Annotated in this window: 17 protein-coding genes and 2 pseudogenes; 7 read left to right on the top strand and 12 right to left on the bottom strand. The window is 30.5% G+C overall.

What is annotated here, in order from left to right; genetic code table 11:
- Window positions 1-128 precede the first annotated feature (128 nt).
- Both KPL54_RS21440 and KPL54_RS21445 read right to left on the bottom strand, forming a co-directional pair.
- On the bottom strand, window positions 129-623 hold the full coding sequence (locus KPL54_RS21440; protein ID WP_216108549.1) for a hypothetical protein: 495 nt from the start codon (window positions 621-623) through the stop codon (window positions 129-131).
- A gap of 238 nt (window positions 624-861) precedes the next feature.
- The gene (locus tag KPL54_RS21445; RefSeq protein ID WP_216108550.1) at window positions 862-1,017 is read right to left on the bottom strand and encodes a zinc-ribbon domain-containing protein; all 156 of its coding nucleotides are present in this window, start codon (window positions 1,015-1,017) and stop codon (window positions 862-864) included.
- Between the two features lie 365 nt (window positions 1,018-1,382).
- Here KPL54_RS21445 and KPL54_RS21450 point away from each other — a divergent pair, with 365 nt between their 5' ends.
- The 4 genes from KPL54_RS21450 to KPL54_RS21465 all read left to right on the top strand — a co-directional run bounded on the left by KPL54_RS21450 (window position 1,383) and on the right by KPL54_RS21465 (window position 4,204).
- On the top strand, window positions 1,383-1,760 hold the full coding sequence (locus KPL54_RS21450) for a GntR family transcriptional regulator (RefSeq protein ID WP_216108551.1): 378 nt from the start codon (window positions 1,383-1,385) through the stop codon (window positions 1,758-1,760).
- Between the two features lie 8 nt (window positions 1,761-1,768).
- Window positions 1,769-2,641, top strand: coding sequence for an ABC transporter ATP-binding protein (locus KPL54_RS21455; RefSeq protein WP_309245411.1), 873 nt, complete (start codon window positions 1,769-1,771; stop codon window positions 2,639-2,641).
- Window positions 2,634-3,308 carry an ABC-2 transporter permease gene (locus tag KPL54_RS21460; RefSeq protein WP_216108552.1) on the top strand — a complete coding sequence of 225 codons (675 nt, stop codon included), beginning with the start codon at window positions 2,634-2,636 and terminating at the stop codon, window positions 3,306-3,308. The genes KPL54_RS21455 and KPL54_RS21460 overlap by 8 nt, the downstream gene beginning before the upstream one ends.
- 188 nt (window positions 3,309-3,496) lie before the next feature.
- Window positions 3,497-4,204: an ABC-2 transporter permease gene (locus KPL54_RS21465; RefSeq protein ID WP_216108553.1), complete on the top strand. Its 708-nt coding sequence runs from the start codon at window positions 3,497-3,499 to the stop codon at window positions 4,202-4,204.
- Window positions 4,205-4,231: 27 nt separating this feature from the next.
- On the opposite strand, the gene KPL54_RS21470 is transcribed toward KPL54_RS21465, so the two are convergent.
- Window positions 4,232-4,708, bottom strand: coding sequence for a GNAT family N-acetyltransferase (locus KPL54_RS21470; RefSeq protein ID WP_216108554.1), 477 nt, complete (start codon window positions 4,706-4,708; stop codon window positions 4,232-4,234).
- Between the two features lie 211 nt (window positions 4,709-4,919).
- Here KPL54_RS21470 and KPL54_RS26260 point away from each other — a divergent pair.
- The 3 genes and pseudogenes from KPL54_RS26260 to KPL54_RS21480 form a co-directional block, all read left to right on the top strand.
- A pseudogene (locus tag KPL54_RS26260) lies at window positions 4,920-5,318 on the top strand (cupin domain-containing protein); the annotation flags it as partial.
- Between the two features lie 69 nt (window positions 5,319-5,387).
- Window positions 5,388-5,600: pseudogene (locus tag KPL54_RS26265) on the top strand (cytochrome b5 domain-containing protein); the annotation flags it as partial.
- A 52-nt stretch (window positions 5,601-5,652) separates the two neighbouring features.
- Window positions 5,653-6,714, top strand: a complete 1,062-nt coding sequence (locus KPL54_RS21480) for a patatin-like phospholipase family protein (RefSeq protein ID WP_216108556.1) — start codon at window positions 5,653-5,655, stop codon at window positions 6,712-6,714.
- Between the two features lie 143 nt (window positions 6,715-6,857).
- Here KPL54_RS21480 and argH read toward each other — a convergent pair whose 3' ends face one another.
- The 9 genes from argH to KPL54_RS21525 all read right to left on the bottom strand — a co-directional run bounded on the left by argH (window position 6,858) and on the right by KPL54_RS21525 (window position 17,881).
- Complete coding sequence (argH, locus tag KPL54_RS21485) at window positions 6,858-8,171, bottom strand: argininosuccinate lyase (RefSeq protein WP_216108557.1); 1,314 nt, start codon at window positions 8,169-8,171, stop codon at window positions 6,858-6,860.
- Window positions 8,172-8,209: 38 nt separating this feature from the next.
- Entirely contained in the window at window positions 8,210-9,415 is a 1,206-nt protein-coding gene (locus tag KPL54_RS21490) for an argininosuccinate synthase (protein WP_216108558.1), read from the bottom strand.
- 116 nt (window positions 9,416-9,531) lie between these two features.
- Window positions 9,532-10,263 carry an amino acid ABC transporter ATP-binding protein gene (locus KPL54_RS21495; protein ID WP_290444459.1) on the bottom strand — a complete coding sequence of 244 codons (732 nt, stop codon included), beginning with the start codon at window positions 10,261-10,263 and terminating at the stop codon, window positions 9,532-9,534.
- Between the two features lie 15 nt (window positions 10,264-10,278).
- A complete protein-coding gene (locus KPL54_RS21500) occupies window positions 10,279-10,926 on the bottom strand; it encodes an amino acid ABC transporter permease (protein ID WP_216108559.1) in 648 nt (215 codons plus the stop codon).
- A gap of 47 nt (window positions 10,927-10,973) precedes the next feature.
- Window positions 10,974-11,765 carry an ABC transporter substrate-binding protein gene (locus tag KPL54_RS21505; protein ID WP_216108560.1) on the bottom strand — a complete coding sequence of 264 codons (792 nt, stop codon included), beginning with the start codon at window positions 11,763-11,765 and terminating at the stop codon, window positions 10,974-10,976.
- A 325-nt stretch (window positions 11,766-12,090) separates the two neighbouring features.
- The gene (carB, locus tag KPL54_RS21510) at window positions 12,091-15,297 is read right to left on the bottom strand and encodes a carbamoyl-phosphate synthase large subunit (RefSeq protein ID WP_216108561.1); all 3,207 of its coding nucleotides are present in this window, start codon (window positions 15,295-15,297) and stop codon (window positions 12,091-12,093) included.
- A gap of 76 nt (window positions 15,298-15,373) precedes the next feature.
- Window positions 15,374-16,420: a carbamoyl phosphate synthase small subunit gene (locus KPL54_RS21515; RefSeq protein ID WP_216108562.1), complete on the bottom strand. Its 1,047-nt coding sequence runs from the start codon at window positions 16,418-16,420 to the stop codon at window positions 15,374-15,376.
- Between the two features lie 81 nt (window positions 16,421-16,501).
- Entirely contained in the window at window positions 16,502-16,648 is a 147-nt protein-coding gene (locus tag KPL54_RS21520) for a hypothetical protein (protein WP_216108563.1), read from the bottom strand.
- 375 nt (window positions 16,649-17,023) lie between these two features.
- Window positions 17,024-17,881, bottom strand: a complete 858-nt coding sequence (locus tag KPL54_RS21525; protein WP_216108564.1) for a DegV family protein — start codon at window positions 17,879-17,881, stop codon at window positions 17,024-17,026.
- Window positions 17,882-17,964: the final 83 nt, after the last annotated feature.

Here is a 17,964-nt window from a genome sequence, read left to right on the forward strand (position 1 = left end):
AATCCCAATTCATGGCCTCTATTGCGGTAATCCTTCTGACCGAAGCCGTCACGACCAAAGCCATCACTTCACCATAATAAAAAAGGAACCGTTATCTAAAATATCGGTCCCTTTACATTACTTTTCTATTATCCTACTTTTACAACAGTTACTGTTGTGTCTATGAAGCCCATAACTTGAGAGCTTGTACTTATTAAAGTTAAACATGAGTTTCTAGTAGTTACTGGAACAAGAACTGTCTTAGCTAAATTTGATTTTTGGTTTTCCACAGGCTGTGGTGTTAACACTTGAACTCTAGTTTCTGAACCATCTAATAGCGTTTGATTGAGTTTTAATTGGACTATCGCCTCATTGGTTCCATAGGGAAGCGTGGTCCATACTGCAGATGTGCTATACGTTACTAAATATAGGCCTGGTACACTGAAAATTAATCTATTTCCTTTTAGTTGTATACTCCTGCCCATTTTTGTTCTATCAACTACTGAACCTAAAAATATTGGACTATTTGAAACTATATTCTGTAGACCTGGATATGAAGTTTCAATTGTGGCTAGCGATCTATCAGGTCTATCGTTGCATTGGTTATCACAATCTAAACATTCATAAGAATTTGTAGTACCCATTTATTTAAGCACCCCCTAATTTAGAAGATTTATTAATCACTATAAAGTATGCTACATTGCTAATATTGTTTACATAATTTTATATATATTTTTCGGTGTATTGAATTTTTGTTAATTGAAAAATTTATGTTTTTTACAGATTTGTTTTTACAAAAAATAGAGCTTATTTATATAATTAGAATTATACATGTGTATTATATAAATAAGCCCATGGAACTAGTAATAAATCTTATACTATTTACTGCTTACTTCTTTGTATTTTTCTTGCTTTTCTGCAATCTGGGCATCTTTTAGGTTCATTTTCGAATCCTTTTTCTTTATAGAATCCTTGTTCACCCTCAGTAAATATGAATTCCTTACCACAATTACTACAAACTAAAGTCTTATCTGCCATTATAAAATTGCCTCCAATTTAATTATGTTAACCCTGTTATATATTATGTCATACGGCAACATTTCGTACCATAAACAACCACAAAAGTTATTAACATTCTATACAATCTGATGCATGATATTTCAACTTCTAAAAATGATCTCTTGCCAATTCATCCCATGACATACAATGAAGGTCGCAATAATGGCTCTCATTCTAGTATGATCATTTAAATCATCTTGATTTACAACTTCATCGAATATAAAATTAAAGTAGTAAGTTTTTCTATTTATCATATTGACATAAGTAAAAAAAAAGTATACACTGTGTACATACAGTTAGCACAGTTAACACAGATGCACATGTTTCTTTAAAGGAGACTTAAAATGAAAATAATAATTTCAAACTCATCTGATGAGCCAATATACGAACAGATTACAACACAGATAAAAAATCATATTTTTAATGAACAATTAAATGAGGGCGATGCGCTTCCATCTATTAGAAGTTTAGCTATTGAGCTTCGAATTAGTGTTAGTACAACTAAACGGGCTTATGAAAAGCTTGAAGGGGAAGGATTTATAAACACTGTACCTGGAAAAGGATCTTATGTAGCAGGGCAAAACAAGGAGTTATTGAGGGAAAGAAAGATGAAAATTATTGAGGATAAATTAACAGAAGTTATTGAAGAAAGCAAATTTATTGATTTGTCTTTAGACGATTTGAAAGAATTACTTGATATTTTATCTGAAAATACTAAATAGAGGTGGGGATTAATACGGATAATATTTTAGAAGTTAAAAATTTAACCAAAAATTATAAAGATTTTACTTTAAAGGATGTAAATTTTGAATTGAAAAAAGGTTATATTATGGGATTTATAGGGCCAAATGGTTCCGGTAAAAGTACTACACTAAACCTTATAATGAATTTGATTAAAAAAGATTCGGGAGATGTGAAAATTTTTGGTCTTGATAACATAAAAAGTGAAAAAGATATTAAACAGAGAATAGGTTTTGTATACGATGAAACATACTGTTATGAAAATTTAAAATTAATTGAAATGAAAAATATAATAGCTCGGTTCTATAAAAACTGGGATGATAATGCATTTAATAAATATCTTTTAGATTTTAACTTACCTAAAAATAAAAAGATAAAAGAATTGTCAAAAGGTATGAAAATAAAATATTCTCTTGCTATTGCACTTTCACATAAAGCTGAACTTATTTTAATGGATGAACCAACTTCAGGGTTAGATCCTGTATTTAGAAGTGAATTATTACAAATTCTTCGTTTTATCATTCAAGATGAAAATAAGAGTATATTTTTTTCAACGCATATAACTACAGATTTAGAGAAGGTGGCTGATTCAATCACCTTTATTAATAATGGCAAGATAGTTTTTTCTGATTCTAAAGATGATATATTAGAAAAATACAAAATGGTGAAAGGTGATCGATCACTTATAACTGATAATATAAAACGAGAATTTATTGGAATAAATGAAAGTTCTTTTGGATTTGAAGCTTTAACTGACAACGCTGAAAGAATAAAAAAGGTTATTGGCAAAGACATTTTAATTGAAAGAGCAAGTTTAGAGGATATTATGGTTTATACGGTTAAGGGAGGTAGGAATGGGTAACTTAGTTCTAAAGGATATTCTTATGCAGAAAAAAAGTACTAAGGATTTAATGATAGCAATCTTATTAAATTTTATTATCATTTGTATTCTACAATTTCTAGGAGCTGCATCTGTTTATATTTTAACACCATCTATATTTGCAATTTCATTAATTACAAGCAGTTGCGGATTTGGTGAAAGAAATGATGTTGATAGGATGATTAACAGTTTGCCAGTAAGCCGAAAAGAAATAGTTATTAGCAAATATTTATCTAGTTTTATTTTTCTTATTATTGGAATTGCTATTACCATACTATTTGCTTCTATAATCAAATTTTCTGGACTTAGCCATATTAATAGATTTATGAATTTAACTGATATAATAATAGTTTCAATTTTTACTGTTGCTTATAGCTGCGTATATTTACCCATTTATCTATGGCTTGGATACTTAAAATCACAATTGATTAACAAGATTTTAAATTATTTTATGTTTATTTGTGTAGCTATAACAGTTGTGCTAGTTACTGTCATTGACAATGGGACTGCAAAAGACTCTATAATGAATTTTGTGATTTTGCCTAATTTTGAATTATTTATGGTTATATCATTTATATGTTTCTCAATCATATTAATTTCAATATCAATTTTTACTTCATTCAAGGTTTATATTAATAAGGATTTATAAATTAAATAATAAGTTTAAAAACTTATTAAAATTCAATATTTGGGGGTAGTAAATTGTTAATAGCAACTATTACAGATTATATTGTGAGAAAGCAATCTGCATTTTTTTTCTTAGGAATCGCAATTATATTATCAATAGGAATATATATAAGAATAAAAAATAAGTAAGGGTTTAATGGAGGGAGTAATATGTTTAATTTAGTTTTAAAGGACCTTAGCATTACCAAAGGAACTTTTCCAGTAGTTTTAATACTATGTTTTACAAATAATATGTTTTTCATAAATGCTCCAGCATTTATTTATATAATAGTTCCACCACTTATTGCCTATGAGTATTTTAAGAACTCTTGTGGAAATGATTATAAGTATAATTCCAATATTATGTTTAGTAGTTTACCAGTAAACAGAAGAGAGGTAGTATTTTCAAAATATATAGAATCCATGCTATTTTTAATTTTTGCTATTATTTGCACTATAGTTTTCACATTTGTATTTAGGCGTATAGGGCTTTCTGGTTTAGGCGGTGGTACTTTTATTCATTTAAGTAAGTTAATGCATCTTGATGATTTTAGCAAACTTATGAATTTCAAAAGTATAATTATGTATTCTCTTTTAAGTACTATATTGTTAATATCTATTTATTTCCCGATTTATTTCAAATTAGAATATTTAAAAGTACGAAATATTTTTGCTCTTGTAAGTCTTCTTATTTGTTTTGTTCCAATCTTATTTTTGTACATTATAGGCATTGAAAATGTTTATAATATTATTAAATATTTTATTGGTATACCAGGTATAATAGCTAATGTTGCCATCATAGGTATATTACTTATAATATTGTACACATCGGTGAATATATCAATTAAATATTATGAGAACAAAGATTTAATTCTTTAAAAGAACATTTGTTCTTATTATAGAAGCCTAAAGTCCAATTCTCATAAAGCCTACTGTGAAAGGTAAATGTTTATACTTTCTTGTACCTGTATGTATAAATCCTAAACTGCTGTACCAATTCCTTAATTTTGTATTTTCTTCAATTAATCCAATAGTCATTTTAGTGCTTCCCATTTCTCTGACTCTATGCAATGCAAAAATGATTATTTCTCTGCCATAACCTTTATGACGATATTCTACCAATATAGCAAGATTATTCAGTTCAAAACTCCCACCATCATTCTTGCTAAGCGAAAAATAACCTACAACTACACCATTATCAAGATAAGCAAACATTAATCGACCTCCATCATACTGCTTATATAATTTTTCAGCCTTCATAAAACTTGCATTTCCAGGGCAATTCTCTTTTGTAAGATTAAATTGTTGTGCTATAGTTTCAAAACTTTTTCTAATTACTTCTACACACACTTTAATCTCATCTCTTTCTATCTGCCTTATCATTTTTATCGGCTCCTTAACACATATTACTTAATATAAAACGTTCTCTCTACACAATTAAATAAACATTCTTAATTATACCATGATTACCATAAATTAAGCATACTTACAACTCTTTAAAAATGATTAATAGCCCCTGTGAATCGAAGCACATTTTCTAAACATAAGTCATATGATAATTTTATAATACTATAAAAGGAATAGAAATATGTATAAGGATTATGGACCAAAACCATTTGTAGTTAATATTGAGGAGGCTACTAAGCTAAACAATACTTATCGTACTGCTTTATGGACAGGAAGCCATTTGCAACTTGCCTTGATGAGCATCAAGATTGGGGAAGACATAGGTTTAGAGGTTCATCCCGATCTTGATCAATTCATACGTATTGAACAAGGTCAAGGAATAGTTGAAATGGGTGATAGAAAAGATATGTTGGATTTTAAAGAAAGAGTCTATGATGACTTTGCCTTCGTTATACCCGCGGGTAAATGGCACAATTTAATCAATACAGGTTATGAACCACTTAAATTGTACTCTATTTATGCGCCACCTCAGCATCTACGTGGTACAGTTCATGTAACTAAAGCAGATGCAAAAGCTGCTGAAGATCAACGCGGTGACTACTATCAAAAGGGACAAAGAACTCATAGGCAAACCAAGGAATTTACCTTAAGTGAACTTGCTCAGTATGATGGTGCTATGGGAAAACCTGCTTATGTAGCAGTTAATGGAATTGTATATGATGTAAGCGATAATTCAAAATGGAGCGGAGCTACACACTTTGGCTTAACTGCTGGTAAAGATTTAAGCTTACAGTTTGAAAGTTGCCATGGAGTTGCAAGCAAACTAGTTAATATTACTACGGTAGGTGTACTTAAATGGGGATTATAAAAATCATGTAAATATGTTTATTCATATATTAATCATGAAGGGGTGGTATTATATGAACATTTATAGCAGTATAAAATTTGCTGATATTGTATTTGAGGGCGGTGGTGTAAAGGGTATCGGTCTTGTCGGTGCCTTAAAACCATTTGAGCAAAAAGGATATCAGTGGAAAAATATTTCTGGAAATTCTGCGGGGTCTATTGTTGCTGCACTAGTTGCAGTCGGCTACTCAAGTTATGAGATAAAAAAATTAATGATAGATCTAGATTATACAAAAATTGCCGATAAAAATTATTCTATCATGCCTTTTTTCTCTAATGCTCACAATTTACTTTTTAAAAAGGGTCTTTTTAAAGGAGATTATATAAAAAACTGGATTGATGATGCTCTTTCAAATAAACTTAAACTACGCAGTAAAAAAAAAGTAACTTTTGGAGATTTGATAATTCCAGATGAGCAAGGTATTCTTTTGAATAATAAAAAGTATAAAAGAAAATATAAACTGCACATTATAGCAACGGACATAAGCCGCGGAAAGATGATAATACTACCTGAAGATATTGCTGAATATGGCATAAATCCTGATGAGTTTGAGGTAAGTTTGGCAATTAGAATGAGCATATCTATTCCATATTTTTTTCAGCCTGTAAAGTTATTTAAAAAAAATTCTAATAGAAAATCTCTAATTGTTGATGGTGGTGTTTTAAGCAATTACCCAGTTTGGATTTTTGATGTAAATGGTATACCAGACTGGCCAACCATTGGTTTTAAACTTGGAGGGAATAAAGAAATACGAGAACATAAAATTACAAATATTTTAAACTTCACTAGCTCAATAATTGAGACTATGCTAGAAGCACAAGATGATATTCATATAAGCGAGATGGATTTTTTACGAACAGTAAAAATCGATACTCTTGATATAAAAACTACAGATTTCAATATAGAAAGTAAAAAAATAATTGATTTATATAATTCCGGTGAAGCTTGTGCTAGGAGTTTTCTCCAAACCTTTGAAAGCGACTTTAAAAAGCATAGAATTATGAGAGTTAATTCTCTTAATAATAGAACTTTTAAACGTATTTGTGACAGTTTTACATCAGATGATATTTGTTAAATTTTTACTTTGAAATTTTTAGAATTTAACTTGTAACGAAACCATTTACTTTTGAAAATATCATAAAAAAAACGTAACAAGCAGAAATTCACTTGGTACGTTTTTTATTTTAAATCCATATTGTTACATGTATAAAGCGATTTTTACATTTCTTTTTTTATACCGCGACTTATTGTGTTTTCATAATCTATAAATTCATATACGTCTTTCTCAAATAAATCACTAAAACTTTTAAGTTCATCTAAATTTAATTCTTCAATTGCCTTATTTTTTTTCTCACATGTAATAACAATATTTCCTATAACGGAGTGAGCATCTCTAAATGCCATTCCCTTATTAACAAGATAATCTGCAGCTTCCGTAGCATTTAAAAAACCTCTTTTAACGGCATTATGCATATTAGCTTTTTTAATTTTTAAAGTCCCTAACATTTCATTCATAATTTTTATGCATTTTAATACTGTATCAACAGCATCAAAGAAAGGTTCTTTATCTTCTTGCATATCTTTATTATAGGCAAGTGGGATTCCCTTCATAGTTGTAAGGAGACTCATTAAATCTCCGTACACTCTTCCAGTTTTTCCTCTTATTAATTCTGCTGCATCTGGGTTTCTTTTTTGAGGCATTATACTACTACCTGTGGAGAACTCATCACTAATTTCAATGAAATTAAATTCTTTAGTACTCCATAAAATTAATTCCTCACTAAGTCTACTAAAATGCATCATTATTATAGAGAAGGCAGATAGAAGTTCTAACAAATAATCTCTATCACTTACTCCATCCATAAAATTATCTACAGGCTTTTTAAACTCTAACTCTTTTGTTGTAAATTTTCTGTCAGTATCATACGTTGTTCCAGCAAGAGCACAACATCCAAGAGGATTTTCATCCATAATTTCAATAGCACTAGTAAGCCTTTTTTTATCTCGACTAAGCATACTGTAATATGCCATTATATGTTGCTTAAATGTTACTACCTGAGCTCTTTGCATATGTGTATAACCTGGCATTATAACAGCATTTTCATTCCCTAATATTTTAATTGTTTCTAAAATTATATCTAAATTATCAATAACATCCAAGGCCTTATATTTTGAATATAATCTCATATCTACTGCAACTTGGTCATTTCTGCTTCTTGCTGTATGGAGTTTCTTACCTACTTCACCTACAGTTTTAATAAGGTTTATTTCCATAAAGCTATGAATATCCTCATAATCGCCTTCGATTTTTAATTTACCTTCTTTAATGTCTGACATTATAGAATTTAAACCGTCAACTATAGTTTTACTTTCTTCATTTTTTAAAATGTTGCATTTTGCAAGCATTTCAACATGAGCAATACTTCCCATAATATCTTCATAATACAATTTTTTATCAAAGCTAAGAGAACTATTAAAGTCCTCCATAAGCTTACTTTCTTTACTCAAAAATCTTCCGCCCCAAAGTTTCATATTGTCACCCACTTTACCTTTTGTATATTTTGTAATTTTTATTTAAAATTATTTAAATGTTTATATGCTTTTATTTTACTTGGTAATGCGAACAAGTTAATAAATCCTTCTGCATCTTTATGATCATATAATACGCTAGCTCCAAATGAAGAGATACTTGCATCGTATAGTGCATTAGGTGATTCTTTACTTGCTACCATAATATTTCCTTTATAAAGCTTCAATGTAACAGATCCTGTTACAGTTTCTTGAGTTTTATCTACAAAGGCATCAAGAGCTTCTCTCATTGTAGTAAACCAAAGTCCATCATAAACAAGTTCTCCGTATTTTTGTGATACTTGGTATTTATAGTGAAGAGTATCTTTATCTATAGTTATTTCCTCTAGCTCTTTATGAGCTGCATAAAGAACAGTACCACCTGGTGTTTCATATATTCCTCTTGATTTCATTCCAACAAGTCTATTCTCTACTAAATCTACAATACCTATTCCATTTTCTCCACCAATTTTATTTAATATCTTAACGATATCTATTGGTTCAAGCTCAACTCCGTTAACTTTTGTAGCAATTCCCTTTTCAAAATATATATCTACAAGAGTAGGTTCATCTGGAGCTTGTTCTGGGGGTGTAACCATAAGGTACATTTCTCTTTTGTGATCATTTTTAAAATCTTCAATATCTCCGCCTTCGTGACTTGCATGCCATAAGTTTTGATCAACTGAATATATTTTTTCCTTACTAACATTTATTTCTATACCTCTAGCATTAGCATAATCTATAGCATCTTCTCTTGACTTTATATCCCAAATTCTCCAAGGAGCAATAATCTTAATAGATGGATCTATAGCTGCTATTGCAACTTCAAATCTAACTTGATCATTTCCCTTACCAGTACATCCGTGACATATATATTTGGCCCCTTCTTTATGTGCAATTTCTACAAGTTTTTTAGCTATTAATGGTCTTGCATAAGCTGTACCTAATAAATACTTTCCTTCATATGTAGCATTTGCTTTAACTCCTTTAAATACATACTCTTTGATGAACTGCGCTGTTAAGTTCTCAATATATATTTTCACAGCTCCTGAACTCATAGCCTTTTTCTCAATTGCTTTCATATCATCTTCTTGTCCAACATTAATACATGCCGCTATAACATCCATATCATAGTTTTCCTTAAGCCAAGCTATTATTATAGAAGTATCTAATCCTCCTGAATATGCTAAAACTACTTTTTCTTTCATTTTAATTTCCCCTTTCGATTTTGTTTATTTTATACTAATATCAACCTATTAATTATTTTGATTAATAATCATGTTTACTAACTTGTAATTAAATATATGTGGATATAAGCTTTACCCTAAAGCACTTTATTTAAAAACTCTCTAGTTCGCCGCTCTTTAGGAGCCATAAACAATTCTTCTGGCGTTCCCTCTTCTACTATTTTTCCTCCGTCCATGAAAATAACTTTATCTGCTACATCTTTTGCAAACCCCATTTCATGGGTTACAACAACCATTGTCATGCCTTCTTTTGCAAGATCTTTCATTACTCCTAGAACCTCTCCTACTAGTTCCGGGTCTAATGAAGAGGTTGGTTCATCAAATAACATTATGTCAGGTCTCATAGCGAGTGACCTTGCTATAGCTACTCTTTGTTTTTGACCTCCAGATAACTTGGACGGGTATTCATCTACCTTTTCTTTAAGTCCAACCTTTTCAATAATTATTTTTGCTCTTTTTAGCACTTCGTCTCTCTCTTCATGTTTAACTGTAATTGGAGCTTCGATTACATTTTGAATTACAGTCATATGATGAAATAAGTTAAAGTTTTGAAATACCATACCTACTTTTTCAATGGTATTTCTCATATGCTTTTTATTTTTAACATCTAACTTTTCTCCCTCAATAAAAACTTCACCATCATTGGGTACTTCAAGGTGATTTAAACACCTTAAAAATGTGCTTTTACCTGAACCGGAAGGACCTATTATAACTAACACTTCTCCTTTTTCAACAGTTACATTTAAACCTTCAAAGACTGTTAGTTTACCAAATTTTTTAGTTAAGTTTTTAGTCTCAATCATATACATCCTATATCACCTCTGCTAATATACTGACAGTTTTTTTTCGTAATGTGAAAATACTGTAGTAAAAATTGTTGTCATTAAAAGATACAAACATCCTGCTATAAAGAAAGCTTCCATTGGTCTAAATGTTGATGAAGATAAAATCTGTGCTTTTCTCATAACTTCCGACATAGTAATTGTTGACACCAATGACGTATCTTTAAGCATTGTTATAAACTCATTACCAACTGATGGAATAATTATCTTGAAAGTTTGTGGTAATACCACTCTTTTCATAGTATCTATATAGGTAAATCCTAATGATCTGCAAGCTTCAAATTGCCCCTTATCTACCGATAGTATTCCGCCTCTTATTATTTCTGCCATATATGCACCTGAATTTAAACTAAGTCCTATTATTGCCGTTTGAAAGGGTGAAAGCTGAACACCTACAAATGGTAGTACATAATAAAAAGCAAATAATTGAAGAAGCATAGGTGTTCCCCTGAATATCCAGGTGTAAAACCCTGCTACACAAGCCAGCAATTTATTTTTAGATAGTTTCATTAAGGCTGTAATTATCCCTATTAAAGTTCCGATTACTACTGATATTATAGTTAGTTCTATTGTAAGCAAACTTCCTTGTAATAACACAGGAAACATTTCTTTTAAAATACTTATATCCATTCTTGACCTCCCAATATTTCCCTAAAGCAAATAACAATTATTAATAGTTATTTCTTATATGCGTCAAATCCGAACCATTTTTGAGAAATCTTAGAAAGAGTTCCATCGGCTTTTAGTTCATTAAGTGCTTTTTGCACAGCTGCTTGTAATTCCTTATCTTGTTTTTTAAATCCAATTCCAATAGGTTCTTTACTAATTTGTTCATTTAAAACTTTAAATTGACCGGGCTTCTTGGCTACATAATATTGGCCAACTTGAGCATCCATAACTACTGCATCTACTCTTCCAATTGATAAGTCCTGGTATGCATCCGTAATTTTGTCATACCTTTTGACTTCCTTGAGTCCCTTCATCGCTGTTGCTGCAGTATCGCCTGTAGAACCTAACTGACAAGATACTATTTTGCCTTTTAAATCGTCTATTTTTGTTATTTTCGTATTTCCTTGTTTTACAATAGCAACTTGACCACCCATCACATAAGAGTCTGAGAAATTTATACTCTTTTTTCTAGCATCTGTAATACTCATAGCTGAAATTATAACATTGAATTTTGATGATCCAAGAGCTAAAACCATTCCATTAAAATCATTAGTAATATATTCTGTCTTTACTCCTAACTTCTTTCCTACTGCATCTCCTAAATCCACATCAAAACCAACTAACTTATTTTTAGAATCTCTAAATTCCATTGGAGGATAAGAATCATCTAGTCCTACCGTAAGTTTACCTGATGCCTTAACTGCTTCTAACGAATTAACCTTTGCTTGTTTCTGCCCACAACCGACAAGTAATACACTTGCCATAGTAACTATTAATATTATCGACATGAATTTTTTCAATTTAGCATTCCCCCATTTATAATATAATAACGCTATGAATATTTATACATTTAATTGTATATTGAATATTCTATTTATATTTTCTTTATTTACTGACAGTCGACTAGTGTTACTGGTTTGACTGGCTTTCTTTTATTTATTATATATTACTTTTAATAAAAATGCAATGTATTTTACTAATATTTATTCATTATATATGATAATTATGCATGGCGTGTTATGAAAACTTTTTCAAACTAGGCTATTTAATGATTTTCACAAAAAAACAAAAATGCCATTAGCTTTTATAATAAGCCACTGGCATTTTTATTTTTTTATAAAGCAGTTAATCAGCCATATTGAATACTTCTAAATCTTCACTTCTAATATTTTTCTTCATAATCTCTACTAATGCTTTTGCAGTGTCTAGGGATGTTAATACACCGAGTGAACTTTCAATTGCTGTTCTTCTAATTCTAAACCCGTCTGTTTTTGAATCATTTCCTTTTGTAGGGGTATTTATAACTAAATCAACCTGCCTGCCTTTAATTACATCAATTATATTAGGCGTTCCATCCGAAATCTTTTTAACCTCTATGGTATCAATTCCATTATCTCTTAATAGCTTAGCTGTACCTTTCGTCGCTATAAATTTATAATTTAGTTCACTAAATCCCTTAGCTATATATAAGAATTCATCATAATCTAGTGGGTTTATTGTTGCAAGTATAACCCCGTTTTCTTTTTTAATCTTCATACCAGATGCAATAAAACCTTTATATAAAGCCTCATCAAAAGTTCTTCCTATTCCTAAAACCTCTCCAGTTGATCTCATTTCCGGTCCAAGACATACCTCAACCTCTGGAAGTTTTTGAGTCGAAAATACTGGTACCTTAACCGACACTAATTTAGGTTCCTTGTAAATTCCGAATCCATACCCAAAATCCTTTAATTTTTCTCCAAGCATTACCCTTGTAGCAAGATCTACTATTGGGACTTTACTAACCTTACTTATGTATGGAACTGTACGGCTAGCCCTTGGATTAACCTCTATTATATAAAGTTCATCTTTGAATTCTATAAATTGAATATTAACCATACCTATAACTTCAAGGCCTATTGCTATTTTTTTTGTATATTCTAATATTTTATCTTTTATTGCATTCGATATGTTTTGGCTTGGATATATTGTAATACTATCTCCAGAATGAACCCCTGCTCTCTCTAGATGTTCCATAATTCCTGGAATTAATATTTCTTCCCCATCACAGATAGCATCAACTTCTATTTCTCTACCTAATAAATACCTATCAATTAGGACAGGATTTTTCTTATCCTTTTCAAATGCATTCTTTAAATAATGTCTTAGTTCCTTTTCTTCATAAGTGATTTCCATTCCCTGCCCACCTAATACATAAGATGGTCTAACTAAAACCGGGTATCCTATATTTTCAGCCTCACATAATCCATCTTTTATATTCCAAACTGCCTTTCCTTTGGGTCTGTTTATATTTAATTTTTCTAGTAATGCATCAAATTTCTCTCTGTCCTCTGCTGCATCTATTTGATCAGGTTTAGTTCCGTATATAGGTATCTTTTTTTCACTTAAGAACTGAGCAAGTTTAATAGCTGTTTGACCTCCAAATTGAAGTATAACTCCATCTGGTTTTTCTTTTTCAACAATATTAAATACTTCTTCCTCTGTTAGTGGTTCAAAATATAATTTATCTGAAATATTAAAATCCGTACTTACAGTCTCGGGGTTATTATTTACTATAATAGTTTCAATTCCTAGTTTTTTAAGGGCAATTACACTATGAACAGATGCATAATCGAACTCAATGCCTTGGCCTATCCTTATAGGACCTGATCCTATTACCATAACCTTTTTCCTATTACTCACTTCAACCTCATCATATTCATCATAAGTTGAAAAATAATATGGTGATAATGCTTCAAATTCCCCACCACATGTATCTACCATCTTATATACAGGTTTAATATCCAATGTGTTTCTGAGTTCATAAATTTCATTTGGGCATGTGCCTAATAAATCTGCTATTCCTTTATCAGAAAATCCTTTTTTCTTTAGTAGGTATAACCATTCTTTATTCATATCCTTTAGTGTAGATTTTTTTATCTTTTCTTCTTCATCTACTATCCATTTGATTTTATTTACAAAGAAATTATCTATTCCTGTAATTTCCGAAATCTTTTGGGCTCTATAATCACGACGGAGCATCTCAGCTAAATAGAATATTCGTTCATCATCAGCAGCCATTACTCTTTTCTTTAATTCGTTTAAGCTTTTCTCTTCTAATGAATCATATTGCATTGAATATTGTCCAATTTCTAGAGACCTAATCCCTTTTAATAGTGCTGCTTCAAAGTTACTCCCAATTGCCATTATTTCGCCAGTTGCCATCATTTTTGTACCAAGCACCCTATTTGCATCATCAAATTTATCAAAAGGCCACCTAGGGATTTTAACAACTACATAATCGAGGCTTGGTTCAAAACATGCGTAAGTTTTTTGTGTTACCGCATTTTTAATTTCATCTAGTGCATATCCTAATGCTATTTTGGTTGCTACTTTTGCAATAGGATATCCCGTAGCCTTTGAAGCTAGTGCTGAAGATCTACTTACCCTTGGATTAATTTCTATTACCGCATACTCAAAGCTTTTTGGATCAAGTGCAAGTTGAACATTACAACCACCTTCAATACCTACACTATTTATAATATCTATAGATGCACTTCTAAGCATTTGGTACTCTTTATCAGAAAGTGTTTGACTTGGTGCTACAACAATACTATCTCCAGTATGTATTCCAACAGGATCTATATTTTCCATATTACATATGGTAATGCAATTGCCTAAGCTATCCCTCATAACTTCATACTCTATTTCTTTCCATCCTTTAATACTCTTTTCTAAAAGAACTTGCCCTATAGAACTTAATTGTAATCCTAACTCTAGAATTTCAATTAGTTCCTCCTCAGTTTCAGCAATTCCACCTCCACTACCGCCCATAGTATATGCGGGTCTTACAATTACAGGATAACCTATTTCACTTGCAAACTTTACTCCAGAGGCTACATCTGTAGCAATTTCACTTTCTACAACCGGCTGATTAATTTCTTGCATCAAATCTCTAAAAAGTTCTCTATCTTCACCTTTTTTTATTGCTTCAATAGAGGTTCCAATTACTTTTACATTATATTTTTCCAAAATCCCTTTATCTGCCAATTCTACAGCTAAATTTAACCCTGTTTGACCGCCCATACCGGCAAGTAAACTATCCGGTCTTTCCTTTGCAATAACCTTCTCTAAAAATTCTATAGTTAAAGGCTCTATATAAACAATGCCAGCAATTTCTTTATCTGTCATTATTGTTGCTGGATTGCTATTTACAAGTACAACTTCTACGCCTTCCTCTTCTAATGCTTGACAAGCCTGTGTTCCAGAATAATCGAACTCCGCAGCTTGACCTATTATTATTGGACCTGATCCAACTACTAATACTTTTTTAATATTTTTATCTAATGGCATATGAATTCCTCCCGTATAATCTGTTATTATCTTTTTTTATGTATTTTATCTTATAAAAATGGCTGTTTAAATTATTCTATATAAATGAAAGAAATTTATCAAAGATTACATCTATATCCCTTGGTCCAGGGCAAGCTTCCGGATGAAACTGAACGCTAAACATTGGAAGACTTTTATGTCTCATTCCCTCTATGGTTCCATCATTTACACTAACATGTGTAACCTTCATATTTTCAGGAAGTTTGCTTACATAATAACCATGGTTCTGTGATGTAATATAAACCTTATTCTCTTCTATATCTTTAACTGGATGATTACATCCTCTATGACCAAATTTAAGTTTTGCCGTTTCCCCACCAAGGGCTAATGCTAAAAGTTGATGTCCTAGACATATTCCTACTATAGGCTTTTTACCTATAATCTCTTTTATCATTTTAATAACATCTTGTAAATCTTTTGGGTCGCCAGGTCCATTTGATAAAAACACCAAATCTGGGTTAACGTTTAATATTTGCTCCGCCGTAGTATCTGCTGGAAAAATTGTTAGTTTACAATTTCTTTTTTTAAACGACCTAAGTATGTTCTCTTTTATTCCAAAATCTACAATAGCTACATGTTGACCGCTGCCCTCAATTGTATAACACTTCTTTGGTGTAACCTTCATTACTGCATTACTATTACTAAAATTCATAAGTTTTTGATCTATTTCATCTTTTGTAAGCTCTGTAGTCGCTATGATTCCTTTCATAGTACCATTTTCTCTAAGTATTTTTGTTAATGCTCTTGTATCAATACCTTCAAGTCCTATTATTTTATTTTGTTTAAAATAACCTTCGAGATCCATTTCGCATCTCCAGTTACTAGGATAATCACATTTTTCTCTGACAATAAAACCTTTCACCTTAGGAGACTTTGATTCTACATCTTCTAAATTAATTCCGTAATTCCCGATAAGTGGATAAGTCATAGTTACTATTTGGCCATAATAAGATGGATCCGTTAAAATTTCTTCATATCCAGTCATACCTGTATTAAAAACCACTTCTCCAACACTTTCTTCTAAATATCCAAACAAATTACCTTCAAAGATTATTCCGTTTTCTAAAATCAACTTACCTTTCATATTAAATCCTCCTTAAATTGCATAAAAGTACATATTATTCCAAGTATATTAAGAAAGATAACAAAGCAACTATTAAAATAATCACTCTGTTATCTTTCTTAATATGGTAATCGCATTTATTAATGAAATAAAAAATATACTTACAGTTTTATTGCACAAAGCAGCAGCGGCTGCATTATATTTAATAATATTAAATTTAAAATTGACAGAATAAATAACACATGCCATAATTATCTATACTCCTTCCTAGCCTCACAGGGCTAACTTAAAAGTGTACCTTTGTTTAATTTGTAATTTCTTCTTATTTTAATGTAAATTTTACGATTTGTCAATGTATAATTATAAAATTTAATTGCAACTTTATTCAAAGTCAATAATGTATAACTATATTTATTATTATTTATAAATCACTTCAATACACCTTTATCATAGAATATATAAGGATTTAACACGTTTTTTTAAAAATAGGAATGAGAAATAGAAAAACCGTAATTTAGGCTTTTCTATGTATAATTATACTAAGAGCTTTCCATGTTACTTCTCCATTTTACGTATGTTTAGATGTTATAATTACAATGTATTTTTAATTTAAACTAATTAATTTTATAAATCAGACTCAGTATAGTATACAATACCCAACGCACCAGGTCCAACGTGAGTTCCGATTACTGGTCCGATAGGAGCTATGTCCACTTTTTTTCCTATATATTTTTCAACTATTTTTGCAAATTCAATTGCTCCTTCAACATCATTTATGTGATGGATGATTACTTCTCCTAGTCCATGTTTTGTTATATCCTCAATAAATTTATCAACCATAGTTTGAATCGCACGTTTTTTAGTCCTTACTTTATCAAATAGTTCTGTTTTCCCATTTATTACAGTAAGAATAGGCTTTATCTGAAAGATAGTACCAAGTAATGCACTTGCACCTCCTATTCTACCTCCTTTTTTTAAATATTCTAAAGTGTCAGGTATAAACATGAATTTACTTCTTTTGATGTTATCTTGCGTTATATTAATTACTTCATTTATTGACTTTCCTTGATAGACTGCCCTCGCTGCTGTCAATACTGCAAAGCCAAGTTGCATTGAGTTGGATCTCGAATCTATAATTTTTATCACTGCATTTGGGTACTTTTCAAGAATCATGCTCTTTGCAAGGCATGCATTTGAATAAGTTCCACTCATATCCGACGACATAAAAATACAAACCACTTCATTATTATCACTTACTTGGTTTTCTAGAATAGTATACATTTCAGCAAGTGGTGGTTGCGATGAAGTTGGAATACTTAAGTTTTTACCTAGTTTTTCATAAAAAGTTTCATTTTCAATATTTATCTCTTTAAATTCCTCGTTTTTAAAAATAACACTTAACGAAACTATAGAAATATCATATTTTTCTTTTAGGTCAGCATTTATATATGAAGTGCTATCTGTTATTATTTTTATAGGCATAATCAATCCCTCGCTTATTAAATATTAAGTATATTATACTACAAATATATGTTTCAAAATGTATATAAAAAAATTAAACCACG

The organism is Clostridium estertheticum (assembly GCF_018861295.1).
Taxonomy (GTDB): domain Bacteria; phylum Bacillota; class Clostridia; order Clostridiales; family Clostridiaceae; genus Clostridium_AD; species Clostridium_AD estertheticum_D.